Below are 20143 nucleotides of genomic sequence, written 5' to 3'. Positions count from 1 at the left end.
TTTATTACCTTAGACAGGAATAGAAAACCTTGGTTACTGATACTTGCGTTTTGCACATTGAGGAAGTTTTAGAACTTTTGCCGCATCGATTTCCATTTTTGCTAGTTGATCGTGTACTAAATTTTGAAAAAGGAAAATTTTTAAGAGCGGTAAAAAATGTTTCCTTTAATGAACCATTTTTTCAAGGTCATTTTCCGGGAAAACCCATTTTTCCTGGAGTATTAATTTTAGAGGCTATGGCTCAAGCTACAGGCATCTTAGCCTTCAAAAGTACAGGTAAATTAGCTCCAGGAGAATTATATTATTTTGCTGCAATTGATGCAGCTCGATTCAAGCGTCCAGTACAACCTGGTGATCAAATGATACTTGATGTGGAATTTATTAAAGAAAGACGTGGTATTGCACGCTTTAAAGGAATCGCTACAGTAAACGAAGAAATGGCTTGTGAAGCATCAATGATGTGCGCTCGTAGAAAGGAAATTTAAACTGATGATTCATCAATCTGCCATCATACATCCTAGTTCTATAATAGAAGAAGGAGCTATAATACACGATAACGTGCATATCGGGCCATTTTGTTTTATTGGAGCACAAGTTGAAATAGGGGCACGAACTTTACTAAAATCTCATATCGTAATTAATGGCATTACTCAAATTGGAGAAGATAATCAAATTTATCAATTTGCTTCTCTTGGGGAAGTAAACCAAGATTTAAAATACGCAAAAGAATCTACGCGCATAGAGATTGGTCATTATAATCAGATTAGAGAAAGTGTCACTATTCATCGCGGTACTATACAAGGTAAAAAAGTTACCAAAATAGGAAATAGCAATTTATTTATGATTAACGTACATATTGCTCATGATTGCATAATAGGAGATCATTGTGTCATGGCTAACAACGTTACCTTAGGAGGACATGTAAGAGTAGATAATCACACTATTATTGGAGGGATGACCGCGATCCATCAATTTTGTATTATTGGAACACATGTTATGATTGGAGGATGTTCTGGTGTAGTTCAAGATATTCCACCATTCATAATAGCCCAAGGAAATCACGCAACACCTTTTGGATTAAACATTGAAGGTTTAAAACGACGAGGTTTTAGTCGTTCTTCCGTACACGCTATTCGAGATGCTTATAAAATTTTATATCGTAGCAATAAAACTGTTGAATCAGCTAAATCGGCTTTAAAATCATTAGCAGCAGAACATCCAATTATCAATGAATTTGTAGATTTTTTAATACGCTCTCAACGAGGAATTATTCGTTAACAATGTCATCTATCGTCTATGCGTAATCGTACTATTATTATAGGTATAGTAGCAGGAGAAGCTTCCGGAGATATTTTAGGAGCAGGATTAATCCGTACATTAAAAAAATACTTAAAAAAAGTATGTTTTTTTGGAATTGGCGGTCCCTGTATGCAATCTGAAGATATGAAATCCTGGTATAATATAGAAGAGTTATCAGTTATGGGTTTTGCTGAAATCATTATGAAATTACCACGATTATTATATATTCGTAGAAATTTAGTTCGTAGATTTATTAACTTAAAACCTGATGTTTTCATTGGTATCGATTCGCCAGATTTTAATATTTCGTTAGAAAATCGTTTAAAAAAAAGTGGAATTCGTACAATTCATTATGTTAGCCCATCAGTATGGGCATGGAGGAAAAAACGTATTTTTGCACTTAAAAAAGCTACCGATAATATTTTGGTTATTTTTCCTTTTGAAAAAAAAATATACGATCACTTCAATATACCATGTCAATTTATTGGGCATTCATTAGCAGATCAAATACCACTTAATCCAAATAAAGTCTCTGCTCGTCAAAAATTAGGTATTCCTCATGACGTATATTGTTTAGCAGTATTACCAGGCAGCAGGATTAGGGAAATTAAAATGTTAGCTCATGATTTTTTAGTATGCGCTAAATTGTTAAAAAATAATTTTCCTAATCTTGAAATTTTAGTACCATTAACTAATCAAACATCTATAAAAAAATTTATTAGTGTTACATCAACATCGGTTAAATATCGTATTGTAAACAACCAATCAGCATGGAAAATAATGATGGCAGCAGATGTTTCTTTAGTAACCGCTGGAACAGCAACTTTAGAATGTATGTTGGTCAAATGCCCCATGGTTGTAGCTTATCGCATGCATCCCTTAACATTCATGTTAGTCAAGCATTTTATAAATATTCCTTGGATATCTCTACCTAATTTATTAGCAGGTCATGAATTGGTAAAAGAATTTATTCAAAACAACTGTCGTCCTGAAAATTTAGCACAAACATTAATTAATTTATTAAATGATAATAATAATCAACATATAGTATTGAAAAAAAAATTTAGACAATTACATCACAGCATTAGATGCAAAGCAGATGAACAAGCAGCCCATGCGGTTTTGAGATTAATCAAATGACAACAATGTTATCTATTGTGCAAGAAAAAAATAATGAAATATCAAAAACACTATCTATCAAAAAATTTAAATTAATTGCAGGAGTAGATGAATCAGGATGTGGATCATTAGTTGGATCAGTAATAGCTGCTGCAGTGATATTGCATCCAATACAACCAATTTCTGGATTAGCTGATTCCAAAACATTAAATAAAAATAAAAGACTTAATTTATATAAAAATATTATTAAAAATGCATTGACCTGGAGTATCGGATATGCTGATGTTACAGAAATTGATCGTTTTAATATTTTAGAAGCTCGTTTATTAGCAATGAAACGAGCAGTACACAATTTATCTATTAAACCAGATTTAATTTTAATAGATGGAAATCGTTCTCCAGGATTTACAGAAATACCTTATCAATGTTTTAAGAAAGGAGATGCTCGAATAGAGGTTATAAGCGCAGCTTCCATTATAGCTAAAGTTACTCGTGATCAAGATATGATCATATTAGATGGGCAATATCCAAAATATGGATTTGCTCAAAACAAAGGATATCCTACTTCTTTTCACTTAAAACAACTAGCGCTATACGGTCCTATATCGCATCATCGAAAAAGCTTTGCTCCTGTAAAACATGTAATTTCTGATATTAATAGGAAACTTTATGTTTAATATAATGAGATATACATCATTACTTATGATCTTTTAAATTATGATAAAACCACGTTTTATTCACTTGCACGTACATAGCGATTACTCCATGATTGATGGATTAGCTACGGTAAATAAATTAATAACAAAAGCGGCATATCTTAAAATGCCCGCGTTAGCTCTTACTGATTTTAACAATTTATTTGGGTTTATTAAATTCTATGATGTTGCTTATAAATCAGGAATCAAGCCAATTATTGGAGCAGATTTTTTAGTACAAGATCTCATCATTGGCAACAAACCCAGCGAATTAACATGCTTGGTTACTGATAAACAGGGTTATTATCATTTAATTATGCTAATTTCAAAAGCATATAAAAATAAATGTAATAATATTGCTCTTATGATTCAACGCCATTGGCTCACAGAATATAACAAAGGTTTAATTCTACTTTCTGGAGGGCGCAATGGAGATATCGGAAGATATTTATTAAGAAATGAAAAATTAAAGATAGAACAATGTTTATATTTTTATTCCAAGTATTTTCCAAATAGATATTATTTGGAACTAATACGTACTGGTCGTCAACATGAAGAATCTTATTTACAATTAGCAATAGAATTATCAATAGCCAAAGGATTACCGGTAGTAGCTACCAACGATGTACGTTTCATTAATGAAAAAGATTTTTTAGCGCATGAGGTTCGCGTAGCGATATATGATGGTACTACATTAAATAATATTCAACAATTACGCAAATATAGTTCACAACAATTTATGAAAAGTGAACAAGAAATGTGTGAATTATTTTCCGATATACCAGAATCTTTAGTAAATAGTGTAGAAATTGCTTACAGATGTAATCTCACCATCGATTTAGGCGGATATTTTTTACCACAATTTCCTACTGGGCGTAGGTCTGCTAAAGATTTTCTTACTACACACGCAAAAAAAGGATTGGAAGAACGCTTAATTTTGTTATTTCCAAAGACTGAAGAACGTCTTGTTAAGCGAAAACCGTATGATTTACGATTGAAACATGAATTACAAGTAATTAATAATATGAATTTTCCTAGTTATTTTCTAATCGTTATGGAATTTATCAAATGGGCTAAAAATAACGATATTCCAGTTGGTCCGGGAAGAGGTTCTGGCGCTAGTTCACTAGTAGCTTATGTTTTAAAAATTACAGAACTTGATCCATTACAATTCGATTTACTGTTTGAACGTTTTCTTAATCCAGAGCGTATATCAATGCCTGATCTAGATATTGATTTTTGCATGGATCATCGTGATTTAGTAATTGAACATGTCTCTAAAACTTACGGATCGGATGCTGTATCTCAAATTATTACGTTTGGAACTATGGCAGCTAAAGCAGTGATTCGAGATGTAGGGCGTGTACTAGGGCATCCTTATGCGTTGATTAATCGTATCGCTAAATTAATTCCATTAGAATCGGGAATAACGTTGAAAAAAGCGTTCTCTATCGAACCTCAACTTAAATTACTTTATGAAAACGACGAAGATATTACAGAGCTCATCGATATGGCCCTGCAATTAGAAGGTATCGTAAGAAATGTAAGCAAACATGCAGGAGGAGTAGTAATTGCGCCTATAAAAATTACCGATTTTTCTCCCTTGTATTATGATAACGACAGTATTCATCCAATGACTCAATTTGATAAAGATGACATTGAACGTATTGGTTTAATAAAATTTGATTTTCTTGGTTTGCGTACATTGACTATTATTAATCATGCATTAAAAATGATTAACAATACACGCCTGAAACATGGTCTCACTATTATTGATATACACTCCATATCGTTATACGACCAAAAAAGCTTTCATATACTTCAATCTTCAGAAACTACTGCAATATTTCAATTAGAATCACGCGGCATAAAGGAATTAATTAAACGTTTAAAACCAGATTGTTTTGAAGATTTGATAGCATTGATTGCGTTATTTCGTCCAGGACCGCTACAGTCAGGTATGGTAGATAATTTCATCAATAGAAAACACGGTTATGAAACTATTTCTTATCCTGATGCTAAATGGCAGCATGAATCTCTACGTCCAGTATTGGAATCAACTTATGGAATTATTTTGTATCAAGAACAAGTTATGCAAATAGCACAAGTACTTGCAGGTTATACACTTGGACAAGCCGATATATTAAGACGTGCTATCGGCAAAAAAAAACCAGAAGATATGGCTAAACAACGCTCTTTTTTTAATTTAGGTGCGGCAAAAAATGGTATCGATAGTACACTATCAATGAAGATTTTTGATCTTGTAGAAAAATTCGCCGGTTATGGTTTCAATAAATCTCATTCTGCAGCATATGCGTTAATATCTTATCAAACATTATGGTTAAAAACACATTATCCTTCTGAATTTATGGCGGCAGCATTAAGTTCTGATATGGATAATTTAAATAAAGTAGTATACTTAATAGGTGAATGTCAAAAAATGAAACTTATAATTTCACCCCCAAATATTAACACTAGTCAATATCATTTTTATGTTAATGCAAATAAAGAAATTGTTTATGGATTTGGAGCTATTAAAGGAATAGGAAAAACCTCTATAGAATCTATAATAACATCTCGTAATAAAGGTGGTAGTTTTAAAGAATTATTTGACTTCTGTATTCGTATCGATAGTACAAAAATAAATCATCGTATGATTGAAAAATTAATTCTTTCCGGAGCCTGTGATTCGTTTGGAATACATCGTTCAAAATTAATGTCATCACTTAATGATGTACTAAAACGTGCTAATCAACATATTAAAAATAAATATAGCAAACAAACAGATATATTTGAAATGTGTTTAGATGAATCTAATACTATTGCGATATCTGATCGCAATGACAACGCACCACAATGGTCTAATCAGTTATTATTAGAAAAAGAAAAAGAAGCTCTTGGATTATATTTAACCAGTCATCCTACTATTCAATATATAAAAACAATAAAACGTTGCGCACCGAACATCGTTAAGATAAAAGATGTTATACTAGAAACAGATAATAAAATACTGCATATTTTTGGTTTAATTATATCAATTCGAACAAAATTAAGTAAGAGAGGAAAACGTGTTGTATTTTTTATTCTAGAAGATTATTCTGGTCGATTAGAAATAATGATATTCGAAACACTGATTCATAAATATCAACATTGTTTAAAAGAAAATAATTTATTGCTTGTTACAGGCGTGATCAATATTGATAAGATACATGGTCATTACAAAATGATTGCACGGAAATTAGAAGATATTAACGACATTCATAAAAAACATACACGTAGTTTATCTATCACATTAAAGAACAAACAAGTTGACAATAAATTATTGACCAACATTCATTTTTTTTTAGAAAAAAATAAACTTGGAACTTTACCAGTATATTTTTTTTATCAAAAAAATGGCATTCAAATTAAATTACATTGTGGAAAAAAATGGTATATTACCCTGACTGATCAGTTACTAACTAATTTACGTAGTCTTGTTGGGGATGAACAAATCAAATTAGAATTACATTAATTTAATAACAGGAATTGTATGGGTTTAAATGTTCTTGATTTTGAAAAACCTATCTTAGATTTAGAAGAAAAAATTAATTCTTTAGCATCGATAGTACACTCAGATAAAAAATCAAAAAAAAATGTTAATGCAGAAATTAATCGTCTTCGTTCTAAAAGTATTGAGCTTACCCAAAAAATATTTTCTAATTTAAATGCCTGGCAAATTGCTCAATTAGCACGACATCCTAAACGTCCATACACTTTAGATTATATAGAGCGTATATTTAACGATTTCGATGAATTATCTGGTGATCGAGTATACGCTGATGACAAAGCTATTGTAGGCGGCATAGCGAGACTCAATTCCCGACCAGTCATGATCATTGGGCATCAAAAAGGTCGTGACACTAAAGAAAAAATTAAACGAAATTTTGGTATGTCCGCGCCAGAAGGGTACCGAAAAGCATTACGTCTGATGAAAATGGCAGAACGATTCAAAATACCACTGATTACTTTTATAGATACTCCAGGCGCTTATCCTGGAGTGGGCGCAGAAAAACGTGGACAATCTGCAGCAATCGCTAAGAATTTACGTACAATGTCAATATTAAAAATACCAATTATATGTACCGTAATCGGAGAAGGGGGTTCTGGAGGGGCTTTAGCTATCAGCGTTGGCGATAAAGTTAATATGTTGGAATATAGTACATATTCTGTAATTTCTCCAGAAGGATGTGCATCCATTTTATGGAAAAATGTTAAAAAAGCTCCTATAGCTGCCGAAGCAATGGGTATTACTGCTTATCGATTGAAAGAACTAAATCTAATTGATAGTGTGATTTCTGAACCATTAGGTGGAGCACATAGAGATATATTAACTACATCTATTTCATTAAAAACTCAATTATTATTAGATTTAACCGAATTAGATTCTTTTGATGAAAAAGAATTGTTAAATCGACGATATCAAAGATTGATGCATTATGGATATTGTTAATCTCGAATTAATGTATATTACTGTTTTAAAATAATTGATTTAAGTATGTAAATAATGCTTTATTCATTAATAATATATTAAATATTAATATATTCATTATTATTAATATTTAAATCGTCATGACTTTATGTTTATTACATTAGTAAAAATATGATCACAACCAATACATCGTCAGAAGATTGGGATTTATATCGTAAAGTAACACACTGTCTTGGTGGACATACAAGATTACTGTTGTCTTATAGTGGAGGACTGGATTCCACAGTGCTTCTAGATATTTTAACAAGATTAAAAAATAGTTCTGATCATTTCAGATCATCTCCTTTCATTTTACGTGCAATCTATGTACATCACGGTATCAGTAATTATGCAGATAAATGGGCTAGTCATTGCTTTAATCAATGTAAACTACGGGGTATACCTTTTTCAGTAATTCATATCAATTGCTACAACGCAGAAAATAAACAACGCAATATAGAAGCATTAGCACGAAATCTTCGTTATAAAAAATTATACAATAATTTAAATTCACAAGAAATACTTTTGACCGCACATCACATGAATGATCAAGTAGAAAGTTTATTCCTTGCACTAAAGAGAGGGAGTGGCCCATCTGGACTATCTGGAATGAGTAAAAATGCATTATATGCTAATAAATACAGGTTATTAAGACCTTTATTGGATTGCTCTCGTGAACAATTAGAAATGTATGCTTATAAAAAAAAACTTGACTGGATAGAAGACGATACGAATATGAATACGCGTTTTGATCGTAATTTTTTGCGCATAAAAATTTTGCCCTCAATATGTCGACGTTGGCCTTTTTTTAATCAAGTAGTTGCGCGTACCGCGCAACTATGCAGAGATCAAGAGAATTTATTAAATGAATTGTTGTCAGAATCTTTTCAAAAATTAATTGATGAATCAGATGGTTCTTTGCTATTTATCCCGTTATTCCAATACAGCATACCAAAAAGACAAGCTTTACTGCGTCGTTGGCTATCGCATTTTTCTATGAAGATGCCTTCTTATCAACTTATAAATCGTATTTGGAAAGAAGTAGTATTAAGCCGAAGAGATGCAACCCCAATACTACAATTAGATAAATACCTATGTCGTCGTTTCCGTGAAAAGTTATATATTTTACCTGTAAATATGAGACGTTCTTTAAATAGAATTGAATTATCATGGAACATCATACATAATGTACTTATACTACCATATAATTTAGGTAAATTAATATACCAACCATTAAGTATCAACGAACATGTATCTAAAAATGTATTTAATCCGCATTTAAACATAAATTTTTCATTAAATATGTCTCATGATGTTTTTGAAAAATCTAAAAAAGTTTTGACGCATTGTTTTGTTCGAGCCCCGAAATCTGATGAAAAAATATCAATTATTTTTGGGAATATAGATGGGTTATTATATATCTTAGGAAGAAATCATGGTCGACATTTAAAAAAAATTTGGCAGGAATTAGGCGTACCTCCATGGCTAAGAAGTCGTATTCCTTTGCTTTTTTACAATAAAACATTAATTACTGCTATAGGAGTATTCATTACTCACAATGGCAAGATTACAAGTAAAGAGAACATATCATGGCAAATATCTTGGTTACAAGATATTTTATCTTATAAAATTTTTAAAAATAGCGTTTGTTATCATTTAGAATGATTTTTCATATCTATTAACTAATTAAATAAAACAATTAACCCTAAAACTATAAGTTTTTATAAATTGCTTTATTTTTAATAATCAGAGTTATTTGATATAACTTCAATCAACATAACTATTGCATATATATTCTCTAAATATCACTCAAATTTTTTAATCTTAATATCAACACTATTTTATCAATCAAAATTGATTAAAAAATCTCATGAAGAAACAATTTTTTCAATCAAATAACGTATTAACATTTCAAGTTTAATTTTTTTTATTTCATTTTTTTTACGATATTTATATTCTACTTCTTGATTAGCTAAACTACGATCACTAATAATCAGAATATGTGGTATTCCGATCAAATCTATATCAGAAAACATTGTACCTGGGTATTCTTTACGATCATCAATTAATATATCTATTCCTATAACAGATAACAGTTGTGTGTAAATTTTTTCTGCAATACTTCTTACATTAACAGAACGATACATATCAATCGGTATAATCGCTAATTTGAATGGTGCGATTATATCCGGCCATAAAATACCATTTTTATCATAATTTTGTTCAATAATCACAGCAATAATACGAGTAATTCCTATGCCATAACAACCCATTTCGGAAAAATTATGTTTACGCTCATTATTTTTTTGTGAATAATTAGTATTCAAGTTTAAGTATTTTTGTCCTAATTGAAATATGTGTCCTATTTCAATACAGTTATGAATGGATAAGATATCTTTTTTATTAATATATGAATTATGATGCAATACTTCATGTAAATCCGCTACTTTTGAAAATGGTATATCACGATTCCAATTAACCCCAAAAAAATATTTGCCGCTCATATTAGATCCGGCGACAAAATCGTTCATTTTTGCTACATTATAATCTACAATCAATGGTATAGATAAATTGATAGGACCCAACAAATTGGGCTGTGCTCCAGTAATCATTTGGATTTCTTTTGGTTCGACACAAGATACAGGGGTATGTATTTGTGGAATCATCGCAATTTTTTTTAAACTAATTTGATGATCAGCTCGAATGACTAGTCCTAACAAAGAATAATCATTATTAATATGTTTATTTTTAGCGCGTACAATTATCGTTTTTACAACTTGATGTATAGGCAGATTAAACTGATTCATTAATTCTTCTACAGATCTAATATTAGGAGCTGTTATTAATTGCATTGTTTCTACAGCCGTTTTTGGTTGTATTTTGATAGGAATCACATCATTCAATAACTGGGAGTCAATTAAATTATTATCAGGTATCATAGGAGTCGCGATACTATCTTCACCATTTTCAGAATATGCTTGAAATTCATGAGACAATACCCCCCCGATTCTACCAGGTTCAGCCTGAACAACACAAAAATTTAGTCCAATACGATTAAAAATAGTGTGATATGTTTGATACATGTTATTATATGTGTTCTGAAGAGATTTCTGATTGATATGAAAAGAATATCCATCTTTCATAATGAATTCTCTAGCGCGTATTACTCCAGATCGAGGACGGGCTTCATCACGGTATTTAGTATGAATTTGATACACAATTAATGGAAACTGTTTATAAAGCATTGTTTCTTTGCAAATAATTTCTGACACCATTTCTTCATGAGTTGGTCCTAATACAAATTCCTGATTATTACGATTTTTAAAACGCAATAATTCTGTGCCATATCCTGTCCAACGACCACTTTTTTTCCATAATCTCGCAGGTTGAACTATCGGCATAGCTATTTCAATAGCACCAATTTTATTCATTTCTTCTCGAATAATATTTTCTATTTTCCGTAATACACGTAATCCAGTGGGTAACCAAGTATAAAGACCAGATGACACTTGACGAATTAAGCCAGCTCGTAACATTAGTTGATGGCTAATTGCTTTGCAATTCTTAGGCACCTCTTTAAGAGTAGCTAATAAATATTGACTGGTACGCATTATTTTTGCCTGATATGAAAAAGTTTATTAGTAATAATAAAAAATAATAATAATCGTCGTTTGAGTATATTTATAATTAAAGAATTAAATTTTTTGATTTAATACCACACTATTATAAGTACACATTTAATGTTTTTTATAAAAAAATACAGTTATATACTTTAATGTGGTTTTATATATAAATATAATATTGTTTTTCATTTGACACAAAATCAATGATTGTGTGTTATTATATATAATATTAATTTTTATTGTTAACATTATTTAACAAAATAAACAATTACAATTATAGTAATAAATACAAGGCTCATCGTGAATAATGCTATATTTATAGATCGAGATGGCACTATTAATATTAATAAGAACTATGTGCATAATATTGATAATTTTTTTTTCATTGATAATGTCATAGATGCAATGGTAACTTTGAAAGAAATGAATTTTTTTTTAATCATAGTTACTAATCAATCTGGAATAGCACGAGGTTTATTTACTCAAGATGACTTCTTATTGCTAACAAAATGGATGATTTCTTATTTGGGGATATATTGCCATGTGTATATAGATGCTATTTATTTTTGTCCGCATCATAAACAAGGAATAGTGAAAAAATTTCAACGAGCTTGTTTGTGTCGCAAACCTAACCCGGGAATGTTATTAGATGCAAAAAAACGTTTTAACATTAACATGACTACTTCTTATATGGTAGGAGATACTGAAAACGATATGTTAGCGGGCCAATTAGCAGGCATTGGAACTAAAGTGCTAGTACGTAGCGGTAAAAAAATAACAAAAAAAACTAAAAAAACAGCAAATTGGATTATAGAAAGTTTAGCATTTTTACCAAATATGATAAGAACATATGGTTATACAAAATATACAAATGTTTTTTTAATTTTTAATGTTTATTTTATTAAATTAATAGTATAAATTACGTACATTAATTTTTAATGCTTAAGAATATATGTTATTCTCTTAATTAAAGATCAACAATCACCTTTATATGAAAAAATATATACTTTTTTTCTAATTATTTAAATATTAAGTTTATTTTCTAAATAATGAATATTAATTTCATTACCTTTTTGAAAGATCTCATCGGTTATAATTTTTAATTGTAACTCAATATTGGTATTTATTCCATCGATAATTAACTCTGATAACGCATTTTTCATACGAGCAATAGCTATATCGCGTGTTTCCCCAAAGCAAATTAATTTTCCTATCATTCCATCATAATAAGGAGGTACCGAGTAGCCAGAATAAATATGAGATTCCCAACGCACACCTAATCCTCCAGGAGCGTGGAACCTAGTAATACATCCTGAACTAGGTATAAAGTTATGAGGATCTTCAGCATTAATGCGGCATTCTATAGCATGTCCTTCAGATTTAACTGAATCTTGTGTGATGTCTAATGTATATCCAGAGGCAATTCTTAGTTGCTCTCTAATGAGATCTATCCCGGTAATCATTTCTGTAATAGGATGTTCCACTTGAATACGAGTATTCATTTCAATGAAAAAAAATTCATTATTCTCATATAAAAATTCAAATGTACCTACCCCACGATATCCAATTTTGTAACAAACCTTTACACAGCTCTCTCCTATATATTTCCGCATTGCAGAGCTAATACCTAACGCAGGACTCTCCTCTACTATCTTTTGATGTTTTCTTTGTACAGAACAATCACGTTCTGTCAAGTAAATTATATTGCCTTTTCCATCCGATAACACTTGTATTTCTATATGTCTAGGATGTGGCAAGTATTGTTCTGCATAAATAGTATCATTATTAAACGTGTTTTTTGATTCTGCTCGTATCGTGCGTATAGCATCTTTTAAATCTGATTCTTTTTTAACTACACACATGCCACGTCCTCCTCCTCCATGAGCAGATTTTATGATAATTGGATAATTAATGTGTAAATTTTGATGTGAAAAATTATAAATTTTGTTATTTATGTTTTTATTTAGTTCATAATCCCACCCTGGAACAGTCATTATTCCTGATTCTTTCATAATAGCTATAGCAGATATTTTATTTCCCATTAAACGAATAGTTTCTGAACGCGGCCCAATAAAAACAAAACCGGAACGTTCAACTTGTTCTGCAAAGTCAGCGTTTTCTGATAAAAATCCATAACCAGGATGAATTCCTGATGATCCAGTAATTTCTGCAGCTGAAATAATAGCTGGAATATTTAAATAACTATGTATTGCAGGTGGAGGTCCTATACAAACAGTTTCATCGGCCAACAACACGTGCTTCAAATCACGATCTATGGTTGAATGCACAGCCACTGTTTTTATCCCTAACTCTTTACATGCGCGCAAAATGCGCAACGCTATTTCTCCTCTATTTGCAATGACAATTTTTTCTAACATTCTGTGCTCGTTATTCGATGATGAGTAATGGCTCATTAAATTCGACCGGTTGACCGTTATCAATCAAAATTGCTTTGACTACACCTGATTTATCTGATTGAATTTGATTCATCACTTTCATAGCTTCAACAATACATAAAGTATCGCCAACTTCAACCGTTTGACCTATTGATACAAACGGATTAGAATCTGAACTAGAAGCAATGTAAAAGATACCTACCATTGGAGAACGTATAACATGTCCATTATCTATTAATTTAACATTTTCATAACGTGTTTCTGTATTTGCAATACATACTGGTATTTCCGATTCTTTTGTCGTAGGCAACCGCGTTGAGTCAGACGATGTTTTAGATGTAGAACGAGTAATACGTACTATTTTATTTCCTTCAGAGATTTCTAACTTAGATATATTTGATTCTTCAATCAATGTAATTAATTTTTTTATTTTACGAATATCCATAACAAAACCTATGTGTATCTATCATTCATTAATTTTTTTGGATAAATATTTATGCGCCATATGTAAAGCACAATGATATCCATATACTCCAAATCCACAAATAACACCAAGTGCAATATCAGACAAATACGAACGATATCGAAATTTTTCTCGGATATATATATTAGAAAGATGAATTTCGATAAAAGCAATGTTCACGGATAAAAATGCATCTCGCAACGCTATACTAGTATGAGTAAACGCTGCGGGGTTAATTATGATGAAATCCGCATTTTTGTAACTTTTATGTATACATTCAATCAATTCATGTTCTGCATTAGATTGAAAGTGATCCATATGCATACCTAAAGATTCAGAGATTTTATACAAATTTGCTACAACATCAGATAAAGCTTCACATCCATATATATGTGGTTCACGTGTGCCTAAAAAATTTAAATTAGGTCCGTTTATCAATAAAATACGAAATGTATTTACCATGATATTCAAATATCCTCATCAATTTAACATACAGTATACAATTGTAACTCATGCATATCATGATATTTAATATTTAACGAGTGTTGCCTATATATTATGAATAAGAAAAAATTTCTTATTCATAATATATTTCATAGAAAAATCATCATAATTACATAATGCATGTATTTACTATTTTATAGGTCAAGACTAATGACACTAATATTACATGACTGTGTTGTACATTTTTAACTTTTTATTAATCAAAATAACTATTATGCGCAGTATTAACGCAATAAACAATTTCTTTTTTAATACTATTATTATAATATTGAACTACAATTTTTTCAATAAAACAGGTAGTTGTAATTTTTCTATAAGTATAGAAAGTATCTATAAGTATAGAAAGTATCTATAATAATATTATATGGTATTGTTTATATAGTGCACAAGTATAAATTTGCAATACACATATATAATTATATTCGTCATGCAATATGTTTATATTATGTATTATAATATAAACATTTTTATGTAGTTAAAATCTTAATTTTTATATTAAATAAATACAAAATATTAAATAATATGTAATATTTTAAACACAATAACTTAAAATATGTTCAGTGATATTGTGTAATCATTTTATTTTATTGTTTTTCGAGAGGACTTAATAAAGAATGAATAATTTAAAGAAAAATTATAATACTATTTTAGATTATTATGTTTAAAAAATTTCGTGGTATATTTTCTAGTGATCTGTCTATTGATCTCGGAACTGCCAATACTTTGATTTATTTAAAAGGACAAGGTATCGTTTTAAACGAACCTTCTGTTGTAGCCATTAGACAAGATCGAGGAGGTATGCCCAAAAGCGTAGCTGCTGTAGGATATGCAGCGAAACAGATGCTAGGACGTACTCCCGGAAACATTGCGGCTATTCGTCCCATGAAAGACGGAGTAATAGCTGACTTTTTTATTACTGAAAAAATGTTGCAACATTTTATCAAACAAGTTCACAGTAATAGTTTTATGAAACCCAGTCCTAGAGTATTAGTGTGTGTTCCGGTAGGAGCTACACAAGTTGAACGTAGAGCTATACGTGAATCTGCGCAAGGAGCAGGTGCACGTGAGGTTTTTTTGATAGAAGAACCTATGGCAGCAGCTATTGGAGCGGGTTTACCAGTATCAGAAGCTACTGGTTCAATGGTAGTAGATATTGGAGGCGGCACCACCGAAGTCGCAGTAATTTCACTGAATGGAGTAGTGTATTCATCATCCGTTAGGATTGGGGGAGACCGTTTTGACGAAGCTATTATTAGTTATGTAAGACGTCATTATGGTTCCTTGATTGGAGAGGTAACTTCAGAAAGAATAAAACATACTATAGGTTCTGCATATTTAGATGATGAACTTCGTGAAATAAAAGTGCGTGGACGAAATTTAGCAGAAGGAATACCACGGAGTTTCGTACTAAACAATAATGAAATTTTAGAAGCATTACAGGAACCGTTAACTGGTATCGTCAGCGCAGTTATGGCGGCACTAGAACAATGTCCACCAGAATTAGCATCGGATATCTCTGAATATGGAATGGTATTAACTGGGGGAGGAGCATTATTAAGAAATATCGATCGTTTATTAATAAAAGAAACTAGCATTCCTGTGGTAATCGCAGAGGATCCGTTGACTTGTGTTGCGCGGGGTGGCGGTAAGGCGCTTGATATGATTGATGTACACGGTAGAGATTTATTTAGTGAAGAATAATTTTAAAGCGCTATAGAATAATTTTTTATAATTTTAAGTTGATAAAATCATATAAATTAAAATAAATTCCTTTTGTAATATATATTAATTAATATTTTTTTAAACTCAAGGTATCTTTCCATGTATAGCGCTGTAAGTAATAAATTTCCTTATTTAGAATTACGTTTGTTTTTGGCAATAATAATGTCTGTTGTTATTATTATTGCCGATGGAAAATTAAATATGTTTTTAAAATTAAGAAGTTACATAGACAATTCTGTTTATTTGTTTTATTATTTATGCGATAAGTCACGTAACATATATGATTATACCACAAAAGTGTTAGAAGGGTATAATGAATTAATATTGGAAAATAATACATTGCGTCAAGAGTTATTTTTAAAAAACAGTGAATTATTATTAATAGACCAGTATAAACGTGAAAATTGCAAGTTACATGAATTACTTAATTCTCCTATGTGTTACGACAAACGAAAAATAATTGCCAGAATTCTTTTTGTTAACGCAGATTCATACGGTAATAAAGTTACAATAAACCAAGGCAAAAATAATAATATTTACATTGGTCAACCAGTTATCACTGATGCAGGAATAATAGGACAAGTCATTTCTACCAATACACTTAGTAGCCGTGTCATGTTAATTTGTGATCCTGAACACGCTTTACCGGTACAAATAAAGCGTAATAATATGCGTTTTATTTTAATGGGCTGTGGATATGGAGCAGATTTGCGTGCAGAATATCCAGGATATCTGGATGTATGTGTTGGTGACATGTTGATAACATCTGGATTAGATGGTCGTTTCCCGGAAGGATATCCAGTAGCAATCGTGTCTAATATAATGGTAGATTCAGAACAAGATTCAACTATCATTCAAGCACATCCAACAGTTAAATTACAATCTTTATGTTATGCAGTATTAATTTGGGAATAGTTCTGAAATTAATATTCAAATGTTTATCTATTAAATCCATTATTAATAATGATTAATATATATAAATATGTTATTCAACATAATTATATTTGCAATATAAACAACTTGAAAAAAATGCACAATAAATTCAACAGCTATAAACTGTGGGTAGTATACAGTTCTTTTATAATTGCAATTTTTTTACAAATTATTCCCTTTTATCCTCGAATATGGAATGTGCATCCATCCTGGACAATGATATTGTTGATTCGTTGGATTACGATACTTCCAAATCAGGTAAACATCGGTACTGGATTTACTGTAGGATTAATAATTGATATTATACTAGGCTCTACTTTAGGAATACACTCTTTATCTTTGAGTATACTTGCTTATTTAGTAAGCCGAAACATTTATTTTTTTAGATACATGCCTATTTGGCAACAGTCTTTTATTATCATATTTTTTTCGTTCATTAATCAAAGTATTATATTTTTAGTAAAATTTTTGATAACCAAAGTTTTATGTACACCAGAAATTTTTTGGAATTGCCTATTAGATGGCGGAACATGGCCATTTTTAGTTCTTTTAATGCATAAAATCCATCGAAACTAATTTAATAATTGATGATTTTTAAAATACTAATAGTAATAATTAACATCGAATAATTATCTCAGTTGAATAAATATAAATATATATAAACTTATAAAAAATTAAAATTACTACCAACAACACTATCTAAGTAATGTCATGAAAGTTTTAAATAGAAATTAAATATTGTATTTTTTCTATAAAAAGAGAATCATTACAGTTAAATAAATATAAATCTTTAATTGATTTAATGAATTATAAGCGCTATCTTATTAAGATCATTTAATTAAAAATATGCATATATGTGTATGCACGTGCGTAAGAAAAAATAAGACTGATAAAGTATTTAATTTAGTATAAATATACTGAAAAATCAGTATGTTTTAATGATATTAAAGTATCTCAAAATAAAAGAACACAAGCATATCATAACATTAACCAATATTAAATAGAACTTAAATAAAAACATATAAAATTATTAAAAGTACATATTTTAAAAATTCTTGCCAAATTGGCGGGGTATATACTAGTATCATATTTTAAATAGAGGTTATATGAACTTAGATTTTGTGATTGAAAGACTACTCACACCTAATAATTTGCAACATAATGATCTTTTATATTTATTAGATATGACAGAAAAATTCCAAATAGATTACGCAGATCTATATTTTCAATCATGCTGTCATGAAACATGGGCTCTTGAAGATAGTATCATTAAATATGGATCCTACACCATAGATCAGGGTGCTGGTGCGCGAGTAATCATAGGCGAACAAACTGGATTTGCTTACACTGATCAATTAACTCTAGATGCATTGATGCGTAGCATGCAAGCTGCTACCAGCATTACAAACGAACGTCATTGCAATAACAATATTACTGTTGATTTAAAGAAACATAAAGATATTTATCCTACTGCATATTCCTATATGAATCCACTGTCTAGTATATCTAAAGACGAAAAAATTGAACTATTAATGAGAATAGACAAAGTAGCACGTGCTGCTGATTCTAGAGTACAAAAAGTTAATGCCAATTTATCAGGTGTTTACGAGCAAATTTTAGTAGCAGCTACAGATGGTACTTTATCCGCAGATGTTCGACCGTTAGTACGTTTGTCTATATTAGTGCAATCGGAGCAAGATGGAAAAAGAGAACAAGGAATAAGTGGTGGCGGTGGGCGATTTGGGTACGATTTTTTTTTAGATGATACTATTGCAGAAGGAGAAATTCGAGCCGACTGTTGGGCTAAAGATGCTGTTCAAATGAGTTTGATTAATCTTGAAGCTGTAGCAGCTCCAGCAGGAACTATGACAGTAGTTTTGGGATCAGGTTGGCCTGGTATTTTATTGCATGAAGCGGTAGGGCATGGTCTAGAAGGAGATTTTAATAGAAGAGGTAGTTCGGTATTTTCTAACAAAATCGGAAAAATAGTAGCTTCCGAATTATGTACAATAGTAGATGATGCTACACTGAAGGGATCACGTGGATCATTAACTATTGATGATGAAGGAATGCCTGGTCAATATAATATTTTAATTAAAAATGGTATCTTACAAGGATACATGCAGGATAAACTAAATGCTAAACTAATGGGATGTACCTCGACAGGAAACGGTAGACGAGAATCATATGCTTCCTTACCTATGCCGCGTATGACTAATACTTATATGTTGCCAGGTCAATCGACTCCAGAAGAAATTATCAACAGTGTAGATTACGGAGTATATGCTTCAAATTTTAGCGGAGGACAAGTAGATATTACATCGGGCAAGTTTGTTTTTTCTGCATCTGAAGCTTTCCTAATAGAAAAAGGTCGCATCACCAAATCTATAAAGGGAGCTACTTTAATAGGATCAGGCATCGAAATCATGAAAAGTGTTTCCATGGTTGGTAACGATCTATCCTTAGATAAAGGAGTAGGCACATGTATAAAAAATGGACAAAACATACCAGTTAGCGTCGGTCAACCAACAATAAAATTAAATAATATCACTGTTGGAGGTACTAATTAATTCAATTGATCATGATACATACCCCATTATTAAGTAATAAAAATTAAATAATAATAATAATGTAATTATTATCAAATATTATTATTATTTATATGTGAGCTTTGACTATAACAAATATATATACTACATATAGTCTATATTACTGATAGTAATTTATAATGTTTTGAACCGAAGCATAGACATATAATTGTGTAATCGTGTTTTCATCTAATTTCTCATATCTCAGGAAATATTAATTTCAATGATATTGCTTATATTCGTGTTATTAATTATTATCAAATACTATATTTATGATAATTTTTAATTGGT

16 protein-coding genes are annotated in these 20143 nt (G+C 30.5%); 12 read left to right on the top strand and 4 right to left on the bottom strand.

Translation table 11 applies throughout. The annotated features are described in order from the left end of the window. Nucleotides 1-29 precede the first annotated feature (29 nt). The 7 genes from fabZ (at nt 30) to tilS (ending at nt 9288) form a co-directional block, all read left to right on the top strand. Nucleotides 30-485, top strand: a complete 456-nt coding sequence (gene fabZ, locus M9396_RS01015) for a 3-hydroxyacyl-ACP dehydratase FabZ (RefSeq protein WP_250242305.1) — start codon at nt 30-32, stop codon at nt 483-485. Between the two features lie 4 nt (nt 486-489). Further along, nucleotides 490-1278 carry an acyl-ACP--UDP-N-acetylglucosamine O-acyltransferase gene (lpxA, locus tag M9396_RS01010; protein WP_250256774.1) on the top strand — a complete coding sequence of 263 codons (789 nt, stop codon included), beginning with the start codon at nt 490-492 and terminating at the stop codon, nt 1276-1278. An 18-nt stretch (nt 1279-1296) separates the two neighbouring features. Further along, nucleotides 1297-2439, top strand: a complete 1143-nt coding sequence (gene lpxB / locus M9396_RS01005) for a lipid-A-disaccharide synthase (RefSeq protein ID WP_250242310.1) — start codon at nt 1297-1299, stop codon at nt 2437-2439. Continuing rightward, nucleotides 2436-3095: a ribonuclease HII gene (gene rnhB / locus M9396_RS01000; protein ID WP_250256773.1), complete on the top strand. Its 660-nt coding sequence runs from the start codon at nt 2436-2438 to the stop codon at nt 3093-3095. Before lpxB ends, rnhB begins: the two co-directional genes overlap by 4 nt. Nucleotides 3096-3135: 40 nt before the next feature. Further along, complete coding sequence (dnaE, locus tag M9396_RS00995) at nt 3136-6627, top strand: DNA polymerase III subunit alpha (protein ID WP_250256772.1); 3492 nt, start codon at nt 3136-3138, stop codon at nt 6625-6627. A gap of 18 nt (nt 6628-6645) precedes the next feature. Beyond that, nucleotides 6646-7605: an acetyl-CoA carboxylase carboxyl transferase subunit alpha gene (gene accA / locus M9396_RS00990; RefSeq protein ID WP_250242316.1), complete on the top strand. Its 960-nt coding sequence runs from the start codon at nt 6646-6648 to the stop codon at nt 7603-7605. A 150-nt stretch (nt 7606-7755) separates the two neighbouring features. Continuing rightward, the gene (tilS, locus tag M9396_RS00985) at nt 7756-9288 is read left to right on the top strand and encodes a tRNA lysidine(34) synthetase TilS (RefSeq protein ID WP_250256771.1); all 1533 of its coding nucleotides are present in this window, start codon (nt 7756-7758) and stop codon (nt 9286-9288) included. A 203-nt stretch (nt 9289-9491) separates the two neighbouring features. Here the strand turns inward: tilS and M9396_RS00980 are convergent, their stop codons facing one another. Further along, nucleotides 9492-11234 carry a proline--tRNA ligase gene (locus tag M9396_RS00980; protein ID WP_250256770.1) on the bottom strand — a complete coding sequence of 581 codons (1743 nt, stop codon included), beginning with the start codon at nt 11232-11234 and terminating at the stop codon, nt 9492-9494. A 312-nt stretch (nt 11235-11546) separates the two neighbouring features. On the opposite strand from M9396_RS00980, the gene gmhB reads away from it, so the two are divergent. Next, entirely contained in the window at nt 11547-12164 is a 618-nt protein-coding gene (gene gmhB, locus M9396_RS00975) for a D-glycero-beta-D-manno-heptose 1,7-bisphosphate 7-phosphatase (protein ID WP_250256769.1), read from the top strand. 104 nt (nt 12165-12268) lie between these two features. Here the strand turns inward: gmhB and accC are convergent, their stop codons facing one another. The 3 genes from accC to aroQ are packed head-to-tail and all read right to left on the bottom strand — an operon-like array spanning nt 12269 to nt 14567. Further along, on the bottom strand, nt 12269-13624 hold the full coding sequence (accC, locus tag M9396_RS00970) for an acetyl-CoA carboxylase biotin carboxylase subunit (protein ID WP_250256768.1): 1356 nt from the start codon (nt 13622-13624) through the stop codon (nt 12269-12271). A gap of 10 nt (nt 13625-13634) precedes the next feature. Further along, complete coding sequence (gene accB / locus M9396_RS00965) at nt 13635-14087, bottom strand: acetyl-CoA carboxylase biotin carboxyl carrier protein (protein WP_250242329.1); 453 nt, start codon at nt 14085-14087, stop codon at nt 13635-13637. A gap of 21 nt (nt 14088-14108) precedes the next feature. Continuing rightward, the gene (gene aroQ / locus M9396_RS00960; RefSeq protein ID WP_250255926.1) at nt 14109-14567 is read right to left on the bottom strand and encodes a type II 3-dehydroquinate dehydratase; all 459 of its coding nucleotides are present in this window, start codon (nt 14565-14567) and stop codon (nt 14109-14111) included. A gap of 699 nt (nt 14568-15266) precedes the next feature. Between aroQ and M9396_RS00955 the strand changes: the two genes are divergently transcribed. From M9396_RS00955 to tldD, 4 genes are all read left to right on the top strand, one after another. Next, complete coding sequence (locus tag M9396_RS00955) at nt 15267-16310, top strand: rod shape-determining protein (protein ID WP_250227142.1); 1044 nt, start codon at nt 15267-15269, stop codon at nt 16308-16310. 120 nt (nt 16311-16430) lie between these two features. Continuing rightward, the gene (mreC, locus tag M9396_RS00950; protein WP_250242335.1) at nt 16431-17246 is read left to right on the top strand and encodes a rod shape-determining protein MreC; all 816 of its coding nucleotides are present in this window, start codon (nt 16431-16433) and stop codon (nt 17244-17246) included. Between the two features lie 114 nt (nt 17247-17360). After that, nucleotides 17361-17840 carry a rod shape-determining protein MreD gene (gene mreD / locus M9396_RS00945; protein ID WP_250256767.1) on the top strand — a complete coding sequence of 160 codons (480 nt, stop codon included), beginning with the start codon at nt 17361-17363 and terminating at the stop codon, nt 17838-17840. Between the two features lie 530 nt (nt 17841-18370). Then, a complete protein-coding gene (gene tldD, locus M9396_RS00940; protein ID WP_250256766.1) occupies nt 18371-19834 on the top strand; it encodes a metalloprotease TldD in 1464 nt (487 codons plus the stop codon). The last annotated feature ends 309 nt before the right edge of the window (nt 19835-20143 follow it).

The sequence above is a fragment of the Blochmannia endosymbiont of Camponotus modoc genome (assembly GCF_023585785.1).
In the GTDB taxonomy this organism is placed as follows: Bacteria; Pseudomonadota; Gammaproteobacteria; order Enterobacterales; family Enterobacteriaceae; genus Blochmanniella.
The sequence above is the reverse complement of the archived record's forward strand: the minus strand, read 5'-3'. Positions and strand labels throughout refer to the sequence as shown.